This window comes from Streptomyces sp. DSM 118878 (assembly GCF_052936595.1).
In genome coordinates this window covers 581,119-600,212 of sequence record NZ_CP193622.1, presented here as the reverse complement: position 1 = coordinate 600,212, position 19,094 = coordinate 581,119, and the positions used below count along the sequence as shown (strand labels likewise).

Genomic DNA, 19,094 nt, shown 5'->3' with positions numbered 1-19,094 from the left:
TCCTTCCTCATCGACGGTCCTGCGGGGGGCCCTCGGAGCCGAGGTGGGCCTCCAACTGGTCCACGTCGACGTGGTAGCGGGTGGCGGAGGTGCCGGGGAGGTCACCGATGCGGATGTCCGGGTCGGCCACGGCCGCGGCGAGCATAGTGGCGAACGTCTCGATGCCCTCGACGACCGTCTCGTGGTCGAACAGGTCCGTGGCGTACTCGAACCGCCCGAACGCGCCGAGCCTGCTGTCCCACAGCGTCAGCGTGCTGTCGTACAGGGACGTCTGCGGGTCGGTGTCGATGGGGTTGAGCTGAAGCCCGGACATCTCGAACGGGTCGTTCCAGGGCAGGAAGAGATAACGGAGCCGGAACAGCGGGGTCCAGGAGATGTCGCGGTGCGGGGCGAGCCGGTCGATCAGCGACTGGTAGGGCGCCTCCGCGTGGGACAGCGCGCCCGACACCGTCCGGCGCACGTCGGCGAGGGCGTCGCGGAAGGTCTGCTCCGGGCGCAGCCGGGTGCGCAGCAGCATCGGCCGGAGCAGCAGCCCGAGCAGGTTGTCGGGCGTGCGGTCGCGGTTGGCGGTCGGGGAGCCGAGCACCAGGTCGCTCTCGCCCGTCGTCCGGCTCAGCGAGGCCGCGAGCGCGGTGTAGGCCGTCATGAACGGCGTGACGCGCGCGGTCCTGCTGAGCGCGTTGAGCTGAGCGGTGGTCTCGTCGGGGAACAGCATCCAGGCGCGGTGGCCCTCGAACGTCGGCACCGCCGGGCGTTCACCGCCCAGGGACTCCTTCAGGGGGAAGGTCGCCGGGTCGGGGGCGCCCGCGAGCTGCTTGTCCCAGTACGCCAGTTGGTCGTCCAGGTGCCCGTCGCGCAGCCGGGCGCGCTCCCGCTCGGCGAAGACGCGGTAGGGGACGGGCGGCGGCAGATCGGGGGTGCGGCCTCGCAGCAGCGCCCCGTAGACGGTGAACAGCTCCTTCAGGAAGACGGTGAACGACACCCAGTCGGTGACCATGTGGTTCTTGACCGCCGCGAGCTGGAACTCCTCGGCGCCCAGCGTGATCAGCGCGAGCCGCACCGGGGGCAGGCCGTCGGGGAAGGGCCGCCGGGCCAGTTCGGTGCGCACGGCACGCGCGGCGCGCACCCGTTCGGCCGGGGGCACATCGGTGACGTCGTGCCGCTCCAGGGCCACGGGGAACTCGCCGGGCGCCCCGATCCGCTGGAAGGGCTCACCGCCCGCCGACTCGCCGAAGGCCGTACGCAGCACCTCGTGCCGGCCCACCACCGTGCGCAGCGCCTCTTCGAGCAGCTCGGGCCTGAGCGGGCCGCGGATGCGCAGCCCGGTGGTCACGTAGTTGGCGGGCCCCGGCGGCAGGGCCTTCTGCATCCGGTGCATCCGCTCCTGGTCGATGCCGAGCGGGGCGGTGGTGACCGGGGAGGTGACGGAAGGGGCGACGAGGGAGGCGGCGCCGGGTCCGGCCGCGTAGGTCTCCTGCACGCCCGCGAGCAGGTCGATGCTCCGCTGCGCCTGCTCCAGCGGCACCCCGAAGTCCACCAGGCAGGCCGCCTCGTCGACGCCGATCTCCGCGAGGCGGTCGAGCAGCGGGCGCACGGTCCGCGGCGAGCCGATCAGCGCGGTCTGGTGGGCGTAGCGCTCGTAGGCGAAGTCGAGCTGCGCCTCGATGTCAACGCCGCCCGCGTCCGCGCCGGAACCGTCGATCATGTCGCTCTGCTGTCCCAGATAGCCGCGCAGGTACTCGCGCAGCGGCTCACGGCAGCGCTCGCGCGCGGCGTCCGCGTCCTCCTCCAGATAGGTGTGGAGCATGACGCTGACCACACCGGCGTCGGGATCGTGGCCGTGGGCGGCGCGTTCGTCGCGGTACAGCGCGATGTTGGCGGCGAGCTGGTCGGTCTCGGTGCCGATGAGCCCGGTCAGGATGTTCGCGCCGAGCCTGCCCGCCTGCGCGTAGGTGTCGGCGTTGCCGGAGGCGGTGATCCAGAAGGGGAGTTCACGGGTCACCGGGCGGGGATGGAGGGTGGGTGTGATCTCCGTGCCGTCGGGGCCGGGGAACGACACCTCCTCGCCGCGCCACAGCTTCTGCACCACCGGGATGGTGTCCCAGGTGTACTGGCGGCGGTCGGCGTACTTCTCCGGGGCGATGACGAAGTCGGTGCCGTGCCAGCCGGTGGCGAAGGAGATGCCGGCCCGGCCGCCGGAGAGGTTGTCGATGACCGACCAGTCCTCGACCACGCGCACCGGGTGATGCAGCGGCAGCACCAGGCTCCCGGCCCGGATCTGGACGCTCTCCGTGGCGGACGCCAGCGCGGCGCCCAGGACGGAGGGGTTGGGGTAGATGCCGCCGAAGTCGTGGAAGTGCCGCTCGGGGGTCCACACCGCGGTGAAGCCGAGCCGGTCGGCCTGGCGGGCCGTCTCCATCAGGAAGCGGTACGGCTGCTCCTTGTCCCCCGCGGTGTTGGCGAAGTAGAAGAGACCGAACCGCAGCGGGCGCCGGGGCGGTTCGACGGCGGCGGCACGGGCGCGCAGCCGCTCGGTGAGCGCGGCCCGCTGCTCTGGGGAGAGGGCGGCGAGCCGGTCCCGCAGCGCGCTCTTGGCGTCCTCGTGTCCGGGCGGGGTCATGCCTTCGCTCCTTCCGCACCGCCGGTGCCGAGCAGCCCGAGGAGGTCGTCCTCCGGGAGCCCTTCCAGCTGGGCCAACAGTTCGTCGAGCTCGTCGCGCTCGGGGGGACCGGCGTTCGCGGTGCCCTGGCTGCCGCCGTCGATGAGCGCGGCCAGCTCGGACACCTGCGGCGCCTCGAAGAGATAGCGCACGGGGAAGTCGCTGTTCAGCTGCTTGCGCAGCCGGTGCACGAGTTCCGCGGCGAGCAGCGAGGTGCCGCCGAGGCCGAAGAAGTCGTCGTCGAGGGCGATGTCGTCGACGCCGAAGGCCTCGGCGAAGGCGACCCGCACGATCTCCTCGGTACGGCTGCCGGGCCCGGCGGACACGGCGGGCTCCAGCGGAGCCGGGGCGGCCTCGGTGGTGTCGGCGGTCACGGCCGGCGCCTGCCCGCGTGCCGGGGCGTCCAGCCAGTAGCGGTCCCTGGCGAAGGGGTAGCCGGGCAGTTCGGCGTGGCCGCGCCGCTCCCCGTCGTAGTACGCGGCCCAGTCGATCTCGGCACCGGCCTCCCAGGCCTGGCCGAGCGCGCCCAGCAGTTGGGCGTCCGGTGTCGCGGTGCCGGTCAGCGGGAGCGAGGCGATGGGCGCGTGCCGCAGGGTGCGCAGATGCCTGCGGGCCAGCTCCGACATGCCCTTGCCCGCGCCGACCTCCACGAAGAGCGTGTCCCGCTGGGCGGCCATGAGGTCCAGTCCGGCGCCGAAGCGGACCGCGCCGCGCGCCTGCGCCGCCCAGTACCCCGGGTCGCACGCCTGCTCGGCGGTGATCGGCCGCCCCGTCAGACAGGAGACGAACGGCACCGCGGGCTCGCGCAGCCGCACAGCGCGCACCTCACGCTCGAACGCGGCCAGCATCGGGTCCAGCATCGCCGAGTGGAAGGCGTGCGAGGTGTGCAGCAGCCTGCACTGCACGCCCCGGGCTGCGAGGCTGCCGCGCAGCTCCTCGATGGCCTCCCGCGCCCCCGAAAGGACGCACTGGCGCGGCCCGTTGACCGCGGCGAGGTCGACGTGCGCGGCCCGCGCCTGTGCCGCCGCCTCGTCCTCGGGCAGCGCCACGGCGAGCATGCTCCCCTGGGGCAGCGCGGCCATCAGCCGACCGCGGGCGGCCACCAGCCGCAGCGCCTCCGGCAGGTCGAAGACACCGGCCAGGCACGCGGCGACGTACTCGCCGATGCTGTGCCCGGCCATCGCCCGCGGGGTGAGACCCCACTCCTGCCACTGCCGGGCCAGCGCGTAGGAGAACGCGAACAGCGCGGGCTGGGCCCTGTCGGTGCTGTTCAGCGCGTCCGCGTCGGCGGCCGGGTCGAGCAGCAGGTCCCGCAGCTCCACGCCCTCGCCGCGCAGCAGCTCCACGCAGGTGTCGAGCTCCTTGCGGAAGCGCGGGGCCACCTGGTGCAGTCCTGCGGCCATGCCCGGCCGCTGGGCGCCCTGCCCGGGGAAGAGGAACACCGGCGACGGCGGCTCACCGGCGACCCTGATGCGCCGGGTGTCCACGTCGCGCAGGCGGGCCCTTGCCTCCTCCATGTCGGCGGCGACCACGGCGAGCCGGTGCGGCAGCAGCCGCCGTCCGGTGGCCAGGGTGTGGGCCACGTCCGCCAGCCGGCCGACGGCTTCGTCCGGCTCGTCGAGCGCATCGGCGACGCGCAGCCGCCAGCGTTCGAGGGCGTCCTCGTCGACCGCGGCCAGGACGAGCAGTTCGCGCCCGCGCGGCGTCGGGGTGCCGGTCACCGGGGCGGGGGCCTGTTCCAGGACGACGTGGGCGTTGGTGCCGCCGACGCCGAAGGAGCTGACCCCGGCCCGCCGGGGCGTGTCCCCGGCCGGCCACGCCGTGCTCTCGGTCGGCACGTAGAAGGGGGAGTCCTCCAGTTCCAGGAGCGGGTTGGGCTTCTCGAAGTACGGGCTCGGCGGGATGACGCCGTCCCGTACGGCCAGCGCCGCGCGGATCAGTCCGACCACACCGGCCGCCGCGTCCAGGTGACCGATGGTGGCCTTCGCCGAGCCGAGCGCCACCCGCCGGCCCGCCCAGGCCCCGTCGTCGGCCGCGCCCATGGTCACGCCGTAGGCGCTGCGCAGCGCCTCGATCTCGATGGGGTCGCCGATCCGGGTGCCGGTGCCATGTGTCTCGACGTACCCGACGGTGTGGGGCGCCACGTCACCCAGCGCCATCGCGTCGCGGACCGCGGTGGCCTGGCCCTCGACACTGGGCGCGGTGAAGCCGACCTTGGCCGCACCGTCGTTGTTGATGGCCGAGCCGCGGATCACCGCGTACACCCGGCGGCCCTCGGCCACCGCGTCGTCGTAGCGCTGGAGCAGCACCGCGCCCGCACCGCTGCCGCCGACGGTGCCCTCGGAGCGGTGGTCGAAGGGGCGGCAGTGTCCGTCGGGGGAGCCGATGCCGCCTTCCTTGTACAGATAGCCGACGCGGTGGGGCAGTTCGATGGTGGAGCCGCCCGCGAGCGCGATGTCGCTCTCGTGCGAGAGCAGGCTCTGCACGGCCAGGTGGACGGCGACCAGCGACGCGGAGCAGGCGGTCTGCACGCTGACCGCGGGCCCGCGCAGACCGAGGCGGTAACTGGCGGCGGTGGCGAGGAAGTCCTTGTCGTTGAGGATGCGCCCTTCGAGCATGTTGAGCGAACCGCCGAGGGCGGGCACCGCGTTCAGCCACAGGTAGCGGGTCATGCCGGCCGCGGCGAACACGGCGGCGCGCTCGCGGTAGCGGTCCGGGTCGCAGCCCGCGTCCTCCAGCGCCTCCCAGGCGCACTCCAGGAAGACGCGGACCTGCGGGTCCAGCAGGCGGGCCTCGCGCGGCGTGTAGCCGAACGCCTTGGCGTCGAACCGGTCGTGGCCCTCCAGGGGCATGCCCGACCGTACGTAGTCCGGGTCGTCGACGAGTGCGGGGTCCTCGCCCGCGGCGATCAGCTCGTCGCGGCCGTACTCCACGAGCGCCTCGGTGCCCGCCACGGCCCCGCGCCAGAACGCGGGGACGCTGTCACTGCCGGGGAAGCGCCCGGCCATGCCCACGATCGCGATCAGGTCCTCGGTGTCCATCGCGTCCGTGGTGTCGGTGTCCACCGCGTCCGTCCGGTCCGTCATCTCTCCCATGTCTCCCCCGTCAGTCATCTGTCCCCGCCCTTCCTGCGCCGGTGGAACCGGCTCCGCGCGCTGCGCCGCTGGTCCCGTTCCCGCTCGTCGCCGGCCGGAGCCGGGCGGTCCTCCTGTGCCCCGCCCGCCTCGCCCATGTGGGCGGCGAGCGCGGCGATCGTGGGGTACGCGAACAGTTCCACCAGGCGCGGCGGGGTGATCCCGGCGCCGAGACCGGCGAGGCGCGCGTGCACCCGGATGAGCAGCAGGGAGTTGCCTCCCGCGTCGAAGAAGTTCTCGTGGATGCCGATCCGCTCGACCCCGAGCACCGCACACCACACCGCGGCCAGGCGCTGCTCCAGCTCGTTGCGGGGCGGCACCTCGGCGACGGCCGCCCGCGGGGTCTCCCGCTCCGCCGGCGCGGCGGCCAGCGCCCTGCGGTCCACCTTGCCGTTGGGTGTGAGCGGGAAGGCGGTCAGGGTGGTGAGGTGCTCGGGGACCATGTAGCCGGGCAGGCCGCGCGCCAGGTGCTCGCGGAGCCGGTCCAGGTCGGGCGGGTCGCCCACCGGGGTGGCTGCGGGCAGGCCGGCGTCCACGAGGCCGGGCCTGCGGCCGTAGACGATCCCCACCTCCAGCTCTTCGAGGATCGTCCGGGACGCGGTCTCGAAGCCGTTCTTCTCCAGCACGGCAAGGACCTCCGCGCGCCGGTCGTCGCCCTCGATCTCCACGGCGACCTGCCGCACCCGGAGCCAGTCGGCGTCGTCGAGCCCGGCGAGCGCGTCGAGTTCGGCGCGCTCCACGTCGACCTTCAGCAGGTCCACGTCGGCGAGCCGCTGTTCGGCGATCACCTCGTGCAGGGTGGTGAGCCGGCAGGTGAACCGCTCGTTGCGGTACTGGTCGGCGAGGAAGTCCTCGACGTCCGCGGCATCGGCCCCGGGCATGAGCACCGCCGCCCGCCTGCGGTCGGCCTCCGGGTCGGCGTAGCGGCCGGAGAGTCCGGTCAGCGCCGGGTAGTAGGTGAACTCCGCGGTGCCGGGGGTGTCGGAGAGGCCCGCGTTGACCAGGACGGCGTCGATGCCGTTGGCCCGCACGGTGCGGCTCAGCCGGTCGAAGGTCGGCGGGATCGGCTCGACCGAGACGATCCGCGCGGGGCGGCAGCTGCGGTGCACCCACAGCGTGGTGCCGCCCACGTTGGCGCCCGCGTCGAGCACGGTCATGCCGTCCCACAGCCGCAGGAAGCCGTCGCCCAGGTAGTCGCCGTCCTCGAAGATCTCCTTGTGGATCTCGGCGGCGGCCCGGTGGTCCCCGGTGGCGACCACGCCGCCAAGGGGCAGCGGGATCAGCTCCGGGTCGTCGCCGTCCGCGGCGGTGAGCGCGGCGCCCCGGGAGCGTATCCAACCGGCGAGCGCCGCGCGGTCGCCCTCGCCGACCACGCCGACGACGGCGCGGTCCACGCCGGGGAAGGCCTCGATGTGCGCCTCGATCTCCCCGAGTTCGATGCGCCGGCCGCGCACCTTGACCTGGTCGTCGAGGCGTCCGCGGTACTCCAGGGTCCCGTCGGGGCGCAGCACGGCGAGGTCGCCCGTGCGGTACAGGCGGCCACCGGGCGGCCCGAACGGGTCGGGCACGAACCGCTCCGCCGTCAGCTCCGGGCGCCCCCAGTAGCCGCGCACCACGCTGTCGCCGCCGATCAGGAGTTCACCCGGGGTGCCTACGGGCACCGGCTCACCCCGCGGGTCCACCAGGTGGAAGCGGGTGTTGGCCACGGGCCGCCCGATCGGTGGCGGTCCGTCCCCGGTCACCGGGTGGGTGCTCGACCAGATGGTGGTCTCGGTGGGCCCGTACATGTTGAGCACCCGGCCCATCAGCACCTCGGTGAGCCGGCCCGCGAGCGCGGCGGGGAAGGCCTCCCCGCCGATCACCAACTGCTCCAGCTTCCCGAGGGTCGCCAGGCCCGCGTCCGTCTCCGCCAGCGCGAGCGCGAGGGACGGCGTGCACTGGAGGTGCGTGGCGCCGTGCCGGGTGAGCTGGGCCAGGACCGACTGGTCCTCCTGCGGGCCCGGCGCGGCGACCGCGGTGGCCCACTGGGCGCGCAGCCGGTCGAGCTGGGGCAGGGAGGCGAGGACCTGCTCGGAGTCGATGCCGAAGTCGATCAGGCAGGCGATCTCGTCGACCCCGGAGCCCGCGATCCGCTCGACCATCGGCCCGCAGGACGCGGGGGAGCCGATGAGGCCCGCCTCGTCGGCGAAGCGGTCGTAGTAGCGCTCAAGGAGCACATCAAGCTCCTCCTGCGCGAGTGCCTCGATGTCCGCCGCGTCCTCGCCGCTGAGCAGCCGCTTCACCAGCCCCAGCGAGCTGCGCAGATAGCCGACGAAGGGTTTCCTGGCCCGCTCGCGCACCGCTCGGGCGTCCTCGCCGACGGCCGTGTGCACCATCAGCGCGACCCGGCCCCTGCCGGGATGGCCCGCCCCGTCCCAGGCCGCGCGGTAGCGGGCCACCTTCTCGGCCAGCTCCTCCAGGCTCTGGCCGAGCAGATGGGTGAGGAGGTTGACGCCCGCGCGGCCCGCCGCCTCGAAGGTGGCCACGTCACCGGAGGAGGTCAGCCAGACGGGCAGTTCACCGCGGGCCGGGCGCGGATGGGACGCCACCTGGATGGTGGCCCCCGCCCCGTTGACCCGCTCGACCTTCTCGCCGCGCCACAGGGCGCGCACGGTGTCCATGCCCTCCATGAGGTGCCGTTTGCGGTCGGCGTGCCGGTCGGGGGCGAGCACGAAGTCGTCGGCCAGCCAGCCGGAGGCGAAGGACACCTCCGCGCGGCCACCGGAGACACCGTCCACGACCGCCCACTCCTCGGCCACCCGCAGCGGGTCCTGGAGCGGCAGCACCACGCTGCCCGCGCGCACGGCGATCCGCGAGGTCACCGCGGCGACGGCGGCGCCGGTCACGGACGGGTTGGGGTACAGCCCGCCGAAGGGGTTGAAGTGCCGCTCGGGCGTCCACACCCCGGCGAAGCCGTGCTCGTCGGCGAACTTGGCGCCCTCGAGGAGTAGCCGGTAGGGCTCGGGGCCCTGCTCGCCCTCCGCGCTGGCGAAGTAGAACAGGCTGAAGTCCACCGCGGGGCGCGGCGCCGCCCGCTCCTCGCCCTGGACGACGACGGTGACGCCGCGCGCCAGCGTCCAGAGCAGTTCGAGACCGGCGATGTCGAAGGAGACGCTGGTGGTCGCCAGCCACACCGAGCCCTCGGCCGCGGTGATGTGCTCGTCCATCGCGTACAGGAAGTTGGTCAGGGCGCGGTGCGGCACCGTGACGCCCTTGGGGGTGCCGGTGGAGCCCGAGGTGTAGATGACGTACGCGGGGTTCTCCGGCAGCACGGCGGAGGTCACCGGCCCCCGCCCGGCGTCGTCGTCCCCGTCCGGCGCCTCCACACCGGTCAGCACGATGGCGGCCCCGGAGTCGGAGAGCATCTGCTGTCTGCGCCGCTCGGGGTAGTCGGGGTCCACCGGCACATAGCCGGCACCCGCCTTGAGCACCGCGAGCAGCGCGACCGGCAGGTCCTCGGTGCGCCGCATCTCGACGGCGACCAGGGTCTCGGGACCCGCGCCCCTGGCGGCCAGCGACCTGGCGAGCCGGTCGGCGCGGGCGTCGAGTTCGGCGTAGCTGAGCCGGACGTCGCCGTGCACCACGGCGGTGGCGTCCGGGGTGCGCCGGGCCTGCTCGGCGATCCGCTCGTGCACCAGCTCGGCGCGGGGCACCTCCCGCGCGGTGTCGTTCAGGCGCCGGACGGCGTCGGCGTCGGCGGCGGTGGCCAGCGGCAGCCGGTCGACGGGCGTGCCGGGCCGGTCGACGGCACCGGCAAGGAGGGTGGTGAACTGCTCGGCGTACCGCTCGACGGTGGCGGCGTCGAACAGGTCGGTGTTGTACTCGATGACCCCGGTGGCGCCGGCGGCGTGCCGCTCCACCGTGAGGATCAGGTCGAGCGGGACCGTGCCGAGGTCCAGTGGCACCTGCTCGACGTCGAGACCGGGCAGCCGCAGGGTGCGCCCCTCGCTCTCGTACCAGGCGAACATGAGCTGGACGATGGGGGAGTGGCTGAGCTGCCGGGACGGCTGGAGGTCGTCGACCAGCTTCTCGAAGGGCACTTCGGCGTACGGGTAGCAGGCGAGGGCGTCCGCGCCGACCCGGTCGACGAGCTCGCCGAACGACCATGCGCCGTCCACCCGGCTGCGGATGGGCAGGGTGTTGGTGAAGGAACCCACCACCCGCTCCAGGCCGGGGTCGGGCCGGTCGGTGACCGGGGTGCCCACGATCAGGTCGTCGCGCCCGGTGGCGCGGTGCACGAACGCGAGGAACCCGGCGAGCATGGTCATGAACGGGGTGGCCCCGCGCTCCGCGCCGAACCGTACGACGGCCGAGGCCAGTTCCTCGCCCAGCTCGAAGCGGTGGGTGGCGCCCGTGTAGCTCTGCACGGCCGGGCGGGTGTGGTCGGCGGGCAGTTCGAGGAGCTCGGGGACGCCCGTGAGGTGCTCGCGCCAGAAGCCGAGCCCCTCGTCCAGGGCCTCGCCCGTGAGCTGCTCGCGCTGCCACGTCGAGTAGTCGGCGTAGTGCAGGGCGGGCCCGTCGGGGAGCCGGCCGCCGCTGTAGAGGGTGCTCACCTCCTCGGCGATCAGCTCCATCGACGCCCCGTCGGCGACGATGTGGTGCACGGCGAGGAGCAGCGCGTGGTCGTCGGCGCCGAGCCGGACGAGCACCGCCCGCAGCAGCGGCGCACGGCCCAGGTCGAAGGGACGGGCGGCCACCTCGCGCAGCAGCGAGTGCAGCTCGTCCTCGGTGGACTCCAGGTGTTCCAGGACGACTTCGGCGGTGTCCTCCACCACCTGGAAGGCGCTGCCCGACACCTCGGCGAAGCGGGTGCGGAGCGCCTCGTGGCGGGCCACCACGGCGGCGACGGCGGAGGTCAGCGAGGCCTCGTCCAGCGCGCCGCGCAGCCGTACCGCCACATGCACCAGGGGGGACGCCGCGTCGGGCGCCATCTGCGCCAGGAACCAGAAGCGTTCCTGGGAGAAGGACATTCGGGCACTGCGTGTTTCCGACATGCGTCAGCTCTCCTCTGCTCTGTCTTCGTCGAGCAGCTCGGCCAGGGTGCGGCGCGCCGCGGGGCGCAGCGGCGCGGCGCCGGAAAGTGCTCCTCTGGGCCTCCCGGGGGAGACGGGACCGGCGACGGAGACGGCTCCGGCCGCGGCGACCAGGGCGGCGTCCACGGCAGCCGCCAGGTCGCCGAGCGTGCCCTGCTGTAGGACCAGCGGGAGCAGGGTGGGTACGGGCAGCGCACGGGCCTTGGCGAGCCTGCGGGCGAGCCGGGCCGCCTTCAGGGAGTCGCCGCCCAGCTCGAAGAACCGGTCCTCCACGGACAGTTCGCCGATGTCCAGGAGTTCACCGAGGAGGTCGGCGATCAGCCGCTCGGTGTCGGTGCGCGGGGCACGGCCGCGGGCGGTGTGCGGTTCACCCGGTTCGGGCAGCCGGGCGGCGTCGAGCTTGCCGTTGGGCGACAGCGGCAGCTCGGGCAGGACCACGAAGCGGCCGGGCACCAGGGACCGCGGCAGCGCCGCCGTCAGCATGGCGCGCACCTCGTCGAGGTCGAAGCCGTCCGCGGCGGGCACCTCCAGGTAGCCGACCAGGCCGCCTTCGTGCACCGTGACGTGGGCGGCGCCGACCGCGGGGTGGCGTTCGGCCACGGCCTCGATCTCGCCGGGCTCCACCCGCAGGCCGTTCAGCTTGATCTGCTGGTCGGCGCGGCCGGCGAAGACCAGCTCCCCGTCGGCCCTGCGGTACGCGAGGTCGCCGGTGCGGTACATCCGCGTCCCCGGCGGCCCCAGCGGGTCGGGGCGGAAGCGGTCCGCGGTCTGCGCCGGGTCCCCGAGGTAACCGCGGGCCAGCCCTTCGCCGGCGATCCACAGCTCTCCCGTGATCCCCGCGGGCACGGGCGAGCCCGCCGCGTCGAGCACGTGCAGCCGTACGTTTTGCAGGGCCCGGCCGATCGGCAGGCTCTCCGCCGCGGACAGCTCGTCGGGCAGGGGGACGGGTACGGCGTACATGCTGGCGCTGACGCTCGCCTCGGTCGGCCCGTAGGCGTTGACGACGAGGCAGTCGTCGCGGAGCCGTTCGGCGAGCCGCCGGTAGGCGTCGACGGAGACCGCCTCGGCGCCGACGCTGATGCCGCGCAGCTCCGTCGCCGGTCGGCGGGCGGCCTCGGGGACCATGTACGGGGCCAGGAACGTGCTCTCGATGCGGTGCTCGACCAGCCAGTCGAGGTGGTCCTCGGGCGTGGTGCGGGCCCGCTCGGGGGCCAGGTGCACCTCGGCGCCGCGGGCGAGGGCGGGGAACATCGCGTAGACGGAGGCGTCGAAGCTGAAGCTCGCCCAGACCGCGGCCCGGCAGCCGCGGGGCACCAGCGCGTCGTAGTGCGGGTCGGTGATCAGGTTGACCACTCCGGCGTGCGGCACGAGGACGCCCTTGGGCCGTCCCGTGGAGCCCGAGGTGTAGATGAGATACGCGGGATTCCGCGGGTCGACGGGGGTGTGCAGGTCCTCGGCGGAGTCCTCCCGGGTGTCCGGCAGCCTCCCGGAGAGCACCACGGCCGCCTTGGAGTGCGACAGCATGAACTCCCGCCGCTCCGCGGGGTAGGTGGGGTCCACCGGGAGGTAGGCGCCGCCGGCCTTGAGCGTGGCGAGGATCGCGACCGGCACGTCCAGGCCGCGTTCGAGCGACAGGGCGACGATCCGCTCCGGGCCGATGCCGCGCTCTTGCAGGTGGCGGGCGAGGCGGTTGGCCCGCGCGTTGAGTTCGGCGTAGGTGAGCCGGTCGCCCTCGTGGACGAGCGCGGTGGCGTCGGGGGTGCGCCGGGCCTGCTCCTCGACGGTCTCGTGCAGCAGCCGCGGGGCGTCGGGCGCCCGCCGGGTGGCGGTGTCGTTGAGCTGCCGCAGCCCCTCCCGCTCCGATGCGGTCAGCAGCGGCAGCGCGGAGAGCGGGGTCCCCGGGGCGGCGACCGCGCCGCGCACCAGGGTGGTCAGGTGTCCGGTCAGCCGGTCTACGGTGCCCTCGTCGAAGAGGTCGGTGCTGTAGATGACGGAGCCCGCGATGGTGCCGTCGGGCCGCCGCTCCAGGGTGAACGTCAGGTCGAACTGGGTGGCGCGGAAGCCCGACGGCAGCGGCTCGCGCTCCACCCCGGGCAGCGAGAGCCCCTCGCCCGGCATGGTGTGCAGCGAGAAGAGCACCTGGACCAGCGGGCTGTGGCTCAGGCCGCGGGAGGGCGCGAGCTCCGCGGTGAGCCGCTCGAAGGGCACCTCCTGGTGGGTGAAGGCGGACAGCGAGGTCTCCCGTACCCGGCCGAGGAGTTCGGAGAAGGCCGGGTCGCCCGCCAGTGAGGTGCGCAGCGCCAGGGTGTTGACCAGGAAGCCGACCACCCGGTCGAGCTCCGGCCGCAGCCGCCCCGCCACCGGTGAGCCGATGACCAGGTCGTCGAGACCGGTGTAGCGGTGCAGCACCGCCTTGACGCCGCTGAGCAGCACCATGAACAGGCTGGCCTCGTGCTCCCTCGCCAGCTCGTCCAGGTCGGTGACCAGCTCGGCGGGCAGGGTGAAGTGGTGGGTGGCGGCGTGGAAGGACTGCACCGCGGGGCGGGGCCGGTCGGTGGGCAGCGGCAGCACCTCGGGGGCGCCTGCCAACTGGCCGCGCCAGTAGGCCAGTTGGTCCGCGAGCCGCTCGGTGGCCCCCGCGCCATCGAGTCGCCCGCGCTGCCACTGCGCGAAGTCGCGGTAGCCGATCGGCGGTTCGGAGGGCAGCGCACGGCCCGCGTACAGCGCGCTCAGGTCCTCGAACAGGACCCGCAGCGACGCGGCGTCGGCGATGATCTCGTGCACGGTGAGCTGTAGGACGTGGTCCTCGTCGCCCAGCGGCACCAGCAGGACCCGCAGCAGGGGCGCGACGCTCAGGTCGAAGGGGCGGTAGGCCTCCTCGTCGAGCGTGCTCCGCAGCCCCGCCTCGTCGTCCGGGCGGTGCGCGGGGGCGGTGCGCAGGTCGAGGGCCACCTCGTCGGCCACCAGCGCGAGCCGCGCCTCGCCGGTGCTGTCGAAGGAGGTGCGCAGCGCGTCGTGACGTGCCGCGAGGGCCCGTACCGCGCGGCGCAGCGCCTCGATGTCCAGAGGTCCGCGCAGCCGGTAGGCGAAGGCGTTGTTGTACGCGGTGTTGCCGGGCTTCAGCTCGTCGAGGAAGAGGAACTGCTCCTCGCCGAAGGAGGGCAGGCCCCGCGTCGGGTCGTCCCGCCGGGGCACGGCAGGCAGCTCCGCGTGGTGCTCGGGCGCGGAGCCGGCCTCGCGCACCGCCTCGGCGAGCTGGGCCACCGTACGCCCCTCGAACAGCAGCCGCATCGGGAGGTCGACGCCGTGGACGGACCGGATGCGCGCGACCACCTGTGTGGCGATCAGGGAGTGGCCGCCCAGGTCGAAGAAGTTCCGGTCGGTGGCGACGTCGTCCACGCCCAGGGCGTCGGCCCAGATCCCGGCGATCGACTCCTCGGTGGCGTCGCGCCCGGCCCGCGGTCCTTCCGCCGCGGCAGGGGCGGCGGGGGCGGGCAGCGCGGCGCGGTCGGCCTTGCCGTTGGGGGTCAGCGGTACGCGGTCGAGGACGACGAGGGCGCTCGGCACGAGCTGTGCGGGCAGCCGTGCGCGGCTGAACTCCCGTATGCGCGACGTCAGTTCATCGCCCGACCCGGATGTGTCACCCCTGGGCACCACATAGCCCACGAGGCGCTTGTCGCCGGGCCGGTCCTCGCGCACCGTGGCGACGGCCGCGACCACGTCGGGGTGGGCGCGCAGGGCCTCCTCGACCTCGCCGAGCTCGATCCGGAAGCCGCGGATCTTCACCTGGCCGTCGAGGCGGCCGCCGAACTCCATGACCCCGTCGGGGCGCCGGGTCACCCGGTCCCCGCTGCGGTACATCCGCGCCCCGCCGCCCGCGAAGGGGTCCGGCAGGAAGGAGGCCGCGGTGCGGTCGGGGCGGCGCCAGTAGCCGTAGGAGACACCGGCGCCGCCGATGTACAGCTCGCCCGGCGTGCCGTCGGGGACCGGCCGGAGCCGCTCGTCGAGCACGTAGAGCAGCGTCTGGTCGATGGCGGTGCCGATGGGGACGGCGTCGGCGTCGGGCGGCAGCGCGGCCGTGTCGTGGACGGCGGAGAAGGTGCTGGCCTCGGTGGGGCCGTAGCCGCTGAGCAGCCGGCCGCCCGGCGGCAGGTGCTCACGGGCGGCCCGGACGCTGCCGGGGTCGGCCGCCTCGCCGCCGATCACGAGCTGGGGCACGGTGGCGAAGGCCGCGGGCTCGTTGCGGATCACCTCGTTGAACAGGGAGGTGGTGACGAACACCGTGCTGAGCCGCTGCTCCTCGACGAACTGCCGCAGGTGGCGCGGGGAGATCATCACTTCCCGGTCGATGGCCACCAGGGCGGCGCCGTTGAGCAGTCCCATCCAGATCTCCAGGACGCTGGCGTCGAAGGAGAGGTTGCCGCCGAAGCCGACCCGGTCCTCGGGGCCGAGTCGCAGGTAGCAGGTGTCCACGACCAGCCTGATGACGGCCTTCTGGGTGGTGAGTACTCCCTTGGGGCGGCCCGTGGAACCGGAGGTGTACATCATGCAGGCGGGCTGCACCGCCGACTGTCGGCCGGGCCGCTCCGCGCCGCACGCCGCGATCTGTTCGAAGTCGTCGTCCAGGCGCACCACGGGGGTGCTTTCCAGCGGCAGCAGTTTGTCGTGCGGCCGGCGGGTGACGACCAGGTCGAGCCCGGCGTCCTCGGCCATCCAGGCGAGCCGCTCCGCGGGGTACGACACGTCCAGCGGGACGACGACCGCTCCGCACTTCAGCGCGGCGAGGGTGGCCATCACCATGTCGGACCGGCGGTCGGTGCACACACCGACGAAAGCGCCTGCCCGGATACCTCGTTCGAGCAGATACGCGGCAAGGCGATTCGCGCGGACATCGAGCTCCGCGTAAGTCCACTCCTGATTTTCGAAGGCGAGAGCCGTCCGTTCTGGTGCGAAATCGGCGTGTTTCTCGAAAAGCCCCGCGAGAGTGGGCAGTTGAGCCCGATTCATAACATCCGTCCGATGGTGGGGTGGGTGATGAAGCAGTCGGTGTTTGCTGGGCAGCCGTTGTTTGAACGCAGATGCTTACAGGGCGACTTCGCAAGATCAAGATCTGGACTTCCTGGCGCGAACAATGCATGATCTCGGGCGAGACGGGGCGGAGTACCAACTCCATTGCCGTACATCCGACCCAGGAGGGCGCGTGTGACCAGTGCGGACACTTCCGAACAAGAGGAAACACGACTGGACCGGCCGCTCCTTGTCCTGGGCGCTCTCATGGCCGTGGGTACGTTCGCGGCGGCTCTGGACGCGACCATCGTGTCACTGGCTCTGAACGATATTCGTTCGGAATTCAACACTCCGATTGACACGATCCAGTGGATTATCACGGGATATCTGCTGGGAATCGCCACAGTTATACCCGTCACCGGATGGGCCGTCGACCGTTTTGGCGCCCGGACCATGTGGCTGACGGCCATGGCGATTTTCCTGGGTGCCTCACTGCTGTGCGGAATTGCCTGGTCGGCGCCTTCGCTGATTGTGTCCCGGGTCCTTCAGGGGTTTGGCGGTGGCATGATCGTGCCGATCGCCCAGGCGGTCCTTGCCCGGGCTGCGGGCACCGCTCGGGTGGGCCGGATCATGGCCCTGGTGACCATCCCCACCCAATTCGCCTCGGTCATCGGCCCGACCCTGGGCGGCGTCCTGGTCGAGACGTCGACCTGGCGCTGGATCTTCTACCTCAACCTGCCCATATGTCTGATCGCGGGCGGGCTCGCCGCCAAGATGCTCCCGCGCGACGAGCCGCAGCGCACGGCCCGCCTCGACCTCAAGGGGCTGCTGCTGCTCTCGCCCGGTCTCGCCCTGCTGGTCTTCGGCGTCTCCCGGGTGGCCGACGGCGTGACCGCGGTGATCGTCCCGGTCGCGGCGGGCGCGGTACTGCTCGCGGGGTACGTGGCGCACGCCCGCACCACACCCCACCCCCCGGTCATCGACCTGCGGCTGTTCAACACCCGCTGGTTCAGGACGCTCTCCGGGATCATGCTCGTGTACGGAGGCTTTTTCTTCGGCGCGGTCTACCTCTTCCCGCTCTACTTCCAGCAGGCCAGGGGCCACACCGCGCTGGAGGCCGGCCTTGAGGTGGCGCCCCAGGGCATCGGCATGCTCCTGATGCTCTTCCTGGGCGGCTCGCTCGCCGACAAGCTGGGCCCGCGGCCCGCGATGCTGGGCGGCCTCGGCCTGCTGGCGCTCGGGACCCTGGTCTACACGCAGCTGCCGTCCGATCCGCCGACGTGGCTGCTGCTCACCGCACTCGCCGTACGCGGCGCGGGAGTCGGGCTCTGCGTCGGCCCGCTGATGGCCGCCGTCTTCCAGGGAGGGCTGCCGAAGGCGTCGATCCCGCGCGCCACCACCGCCATCAACATCCTCCAGCGCGTGGGCGGTTCACTGGGCACCGCCCTGTTCGCCGTGGTCCTCACGAGCCAGGCGGGGGACCAGAAGAGCGCCGGGCCCGCGGACTTCAGCCACACCTTCTGGTGGGTTGCCGGTCTCGTCGTCCTGGCGCTCGTGCTCACCCTGACGCTGCCCAAGGGCCACCCCGCGGCTGCCGCGGACGCCCCGAAATCCGCGGACGCCAAGGCTCCCGCGGATGCCAAGGCTCCCACGGATGGCAAGGCCCCCACGGACGACTGACGGCGCGCCGGGGCCCGTACGGGCGGGTTCCTCAGCCGCCGCGGCGGACGCGGGCCGCCCTGCGGGCCTCGGCGAGCTTGCGGGCCTCCCCGGACTTGCGGGACTTGCCGCCGCCGGTGCCGCCGCCGTTGCCCGTGGCGCGGGAGGCGTCCTTGCTGGTGCCCAGGCCGCGGAAGGGGGCGTTGGTGTTCTTGGCCCGGGGCGCGGAGGGCCCGTCGAGCGGAGCGCCGGAGGGCGCCTTGGCCCCGGTGATCCGGCTCAGCTCCTGCTCGCCCGACCGCACCTTGGTGACCGTCGCCTCGATGCCGGCCTCGGCCATGATGCGGCTCATCTCGCGGCGCTGCCCCGAAAGGACCAGCGTGACGACGATGCCGGACTCGCCGGCGCGGGCGGTGCGGCCGGCGCGGTGCAGGTAGTCCTTGGGGTCGGTGGGCGGATCGACGTTGACGACCAGATCGAGGTCGTCGACGTGCAGGCCACGGGCGGCGACGTTCGTCGCCACCAGCACGGTGATGTGACCGTTCTTGAACTGCCCGAGGGTCTTCGTGCGCTGCGGCTGTGACTTGCCGCTGTGCAGGGCGGCGGCATGCACCCCGCTGGCGCGCAGATGCCGGGTGAGCTGGTCGACCGCGTGCCTGGTGTCCAGGAAGAGCAGGACGCGGCCGTCGCGCGCGGCGATCTCCGTGGTGACGGCGTACCGGTCGGGCCCGTGGACGACCAGCACATGGTGCTCCATCGTCGTCACCGCGCCCGCGGCCGGGTCGACCGAGTGCACGACGGGGTCCTTCAGGTAACGCGAGACCAGGTCGTCGACGTCGCGGTCCAGGGTCGCCGAGAACAGCATCCGCTGCCCCTCCGGACGCACCTGGTCGAGCGCCTCCGTGACCTGCGGCAGGAAACCCATGTCGCACATCTGGTCGGCCTCGTCGAGGACCGTGATCCGTACGCGTCCCAGCCGGCAGGCCTTGCGCTCGATGAGGTCGTGCAGCCGGCCCGGCGTGGCGACGACGACCTCGGCGCCGTCGCGCAGCGCGGCGACCTGCCGGCCGATCGACATGCCCCCGACGACCGTGGCCATCCGCAGGCCCAGCGCCCCGGCGTACGGCGTGAGCGCCTCGGTGACCTGCTGGGCCAGCTCCCGCGTGGGCACCAGGACCAGGGCGAGCGGTTGCTTGGCCTCCGCGCGCCGCCCGGCCGTCCGTACGAGCAGGGCCAGCCCGAAGGCGAGGGTCTTGCCGGAACCGGTGCGTCCGCGCCCCAGCACGTCGCGGCCCGCGAGGGCGTTGGGCAGCGTGGCCGCCTGGATCGGGAACGGCGTCTCGACGCCCTGTTCGCCCAGCGTGCGCAGCACGGCGGGCGGCAGCCCGAGATCGGCGAAGGAATCGGCCGGCGGCGTCGCCGAGGGGCTGTCGGAGCGGTCCGGACTGTTCATGCAGGGAGCCTTCCGCAGGCGATACGTACCGAGGAAGGCCCGGTAGACGGACGACGGGCCCGCGCGGCCCGAATCGCCGGCCGCCACACCCGTGCAAACGGTTGACGCTA

The 19,094-nt window shown here is 73.4% G+C and carries 6 protein-coding genes; 1 reads left to right on the top strand and 5 read right to left on the bottom strand.

Features of this window, described 5'->3' with window-relative positions; genetic code table 11:
* Positions 1–7: 7 nt before the first annotated feature.
* From ACRAKF_RS02510 to ACRAKF_RS02495, 4 genes are read right to left on the bottom strand one after another with little or no spacing between them, the layout of a single operon-like run.
* Positions 8–2,620 carry a MupA/Atu3671 family FMN-dependent luciferase-like monooxygenase gene (locus ACRAKF_RS02510; protein WP_447035058.1) on the bottom strand — a complete coding sequence of 871 codons (2,613 nt, stop codon included), beginning with the start codon at positions 2,618–2,620 and terminating at the stop codon, positions 8–10.
* Entirely contained in the window at positions 2,617–5,772 is a 3,156-nt protein-coding gene (locus ACRAKF_RS02505) for a type I polyketide synthase (RefSeq protein WP_447035057.1), read from the bottom strand. The genes ACRAKF_RS02510 and ACRAKF_RS02505 overlap by 4 nt, the downstream gene beginning before the upstream one ends.
* A complete protein-coding gene (locus tag ACRAKF_RS02500; protein WP_447035056.1) occupies positions 5,769–10,826 on the bottom strand; it encodes a MupA/Atu3671 family FMN-dependent luciferase-like monooxygenase in 5,058 nt (1,685 codons plus the stop codon). The genes ACRAKF_RS02505 and ACRAKF_RS02500 overlap by 4 nt, the downstream gene beginning before the upstream one ends.
* 3 nt (positions 10,827–10,829) lie before the next feature.
* Positions 10,830–15,872 carry an amino acid adenylation domain-containing protein gene (locus ACRAKF_RS02495; RefSeq protein WP_447035055.1) on the bottom strand — a complete coding sequence of 1,681 codons (5,043 nt, stop codon included), beginning with the start codon at positions 15,870–15,872 and terminating at the stop codon, positions 10,830–10,832.
* Positions 15,873–16,139: 267 nt separating this feature from the next.
* Here ACRAKF_RS02495 and ACRAKF_RS02490 point away from each other — a divergent pair, with 267 nt between their 5' ends.
* Entirely contained in the window at positions 16,140–17,552 is a 1,413-nt protein-coding gene (locus ACRAKF_RS02490) for an MDR family MFS transporter (protein ID WP_447041763.1), read from the top strand.
* A 31-nt stretch (positions 17,553–17,583) separates the two neighbouring features.
* Here ACRAKF_RS02490 and ACRAKF_RS02485 read toward each other — a convergent pair whose 3' ends face one another.
* Positions 17,584–18,984: a DEAD/DEAH box helicase gene (locus ACRAKF_RS02485; protein ID WP_447035054.1), complete on the bottom strand. Its 1,401-nt coding sequence runs from the start codon at positions 18,982–18,984 to the stop codon at positions 17,584–17,586.
* Positions 18,985–19,094: the final 110 nt, after the last annotated feature.

Coding starts and splice junctions, on each gene's coding strand:
- ACRAKF_RS02510 (WP_447035058.1), bottom strand. CDS start 2,620: ATGACCCCGCCCGGACACGAGGACGCCAAGAGCGCGCTGCGGGACCGG.
- ACRAKF_RS02505 (WP_447035057.1), bottom strand. CDS start 5,772: ATGACTGACGGGGGAGACATGGGAGAGATGACGGACCGGACGGACGCG.
- ACRAKF_RS02500 (WP_447035056.1), bottom strand. CDS start 10,826: ATGTCGGAAACACGCAGTGCCCGAATGTCCTTCTCCCAGGAACGCTTC.
- ACRAKF_RS02495 (WP_447035055.1), bottom strand. CDS start 15,872: ATGAATCGGGCTCAACTGCCCACTCTCGCGGGGCTTTTCGAGAAACAC.
- ACRAKF_RS02490 (WP_447041763.1), top strand. CDS start 16,140: ATGGCCGTGGGTACGTTCGCGGCGGCTCTGGACGCGACCATCGTGTCA.
- ACRAKF_RS02485 (WP_447035054.1), bottom strand. CDS start 18,984: ATGAACAGTCCGGACCGCTCCGACAGCCCCTCGGCGACGCCGCCGGCC.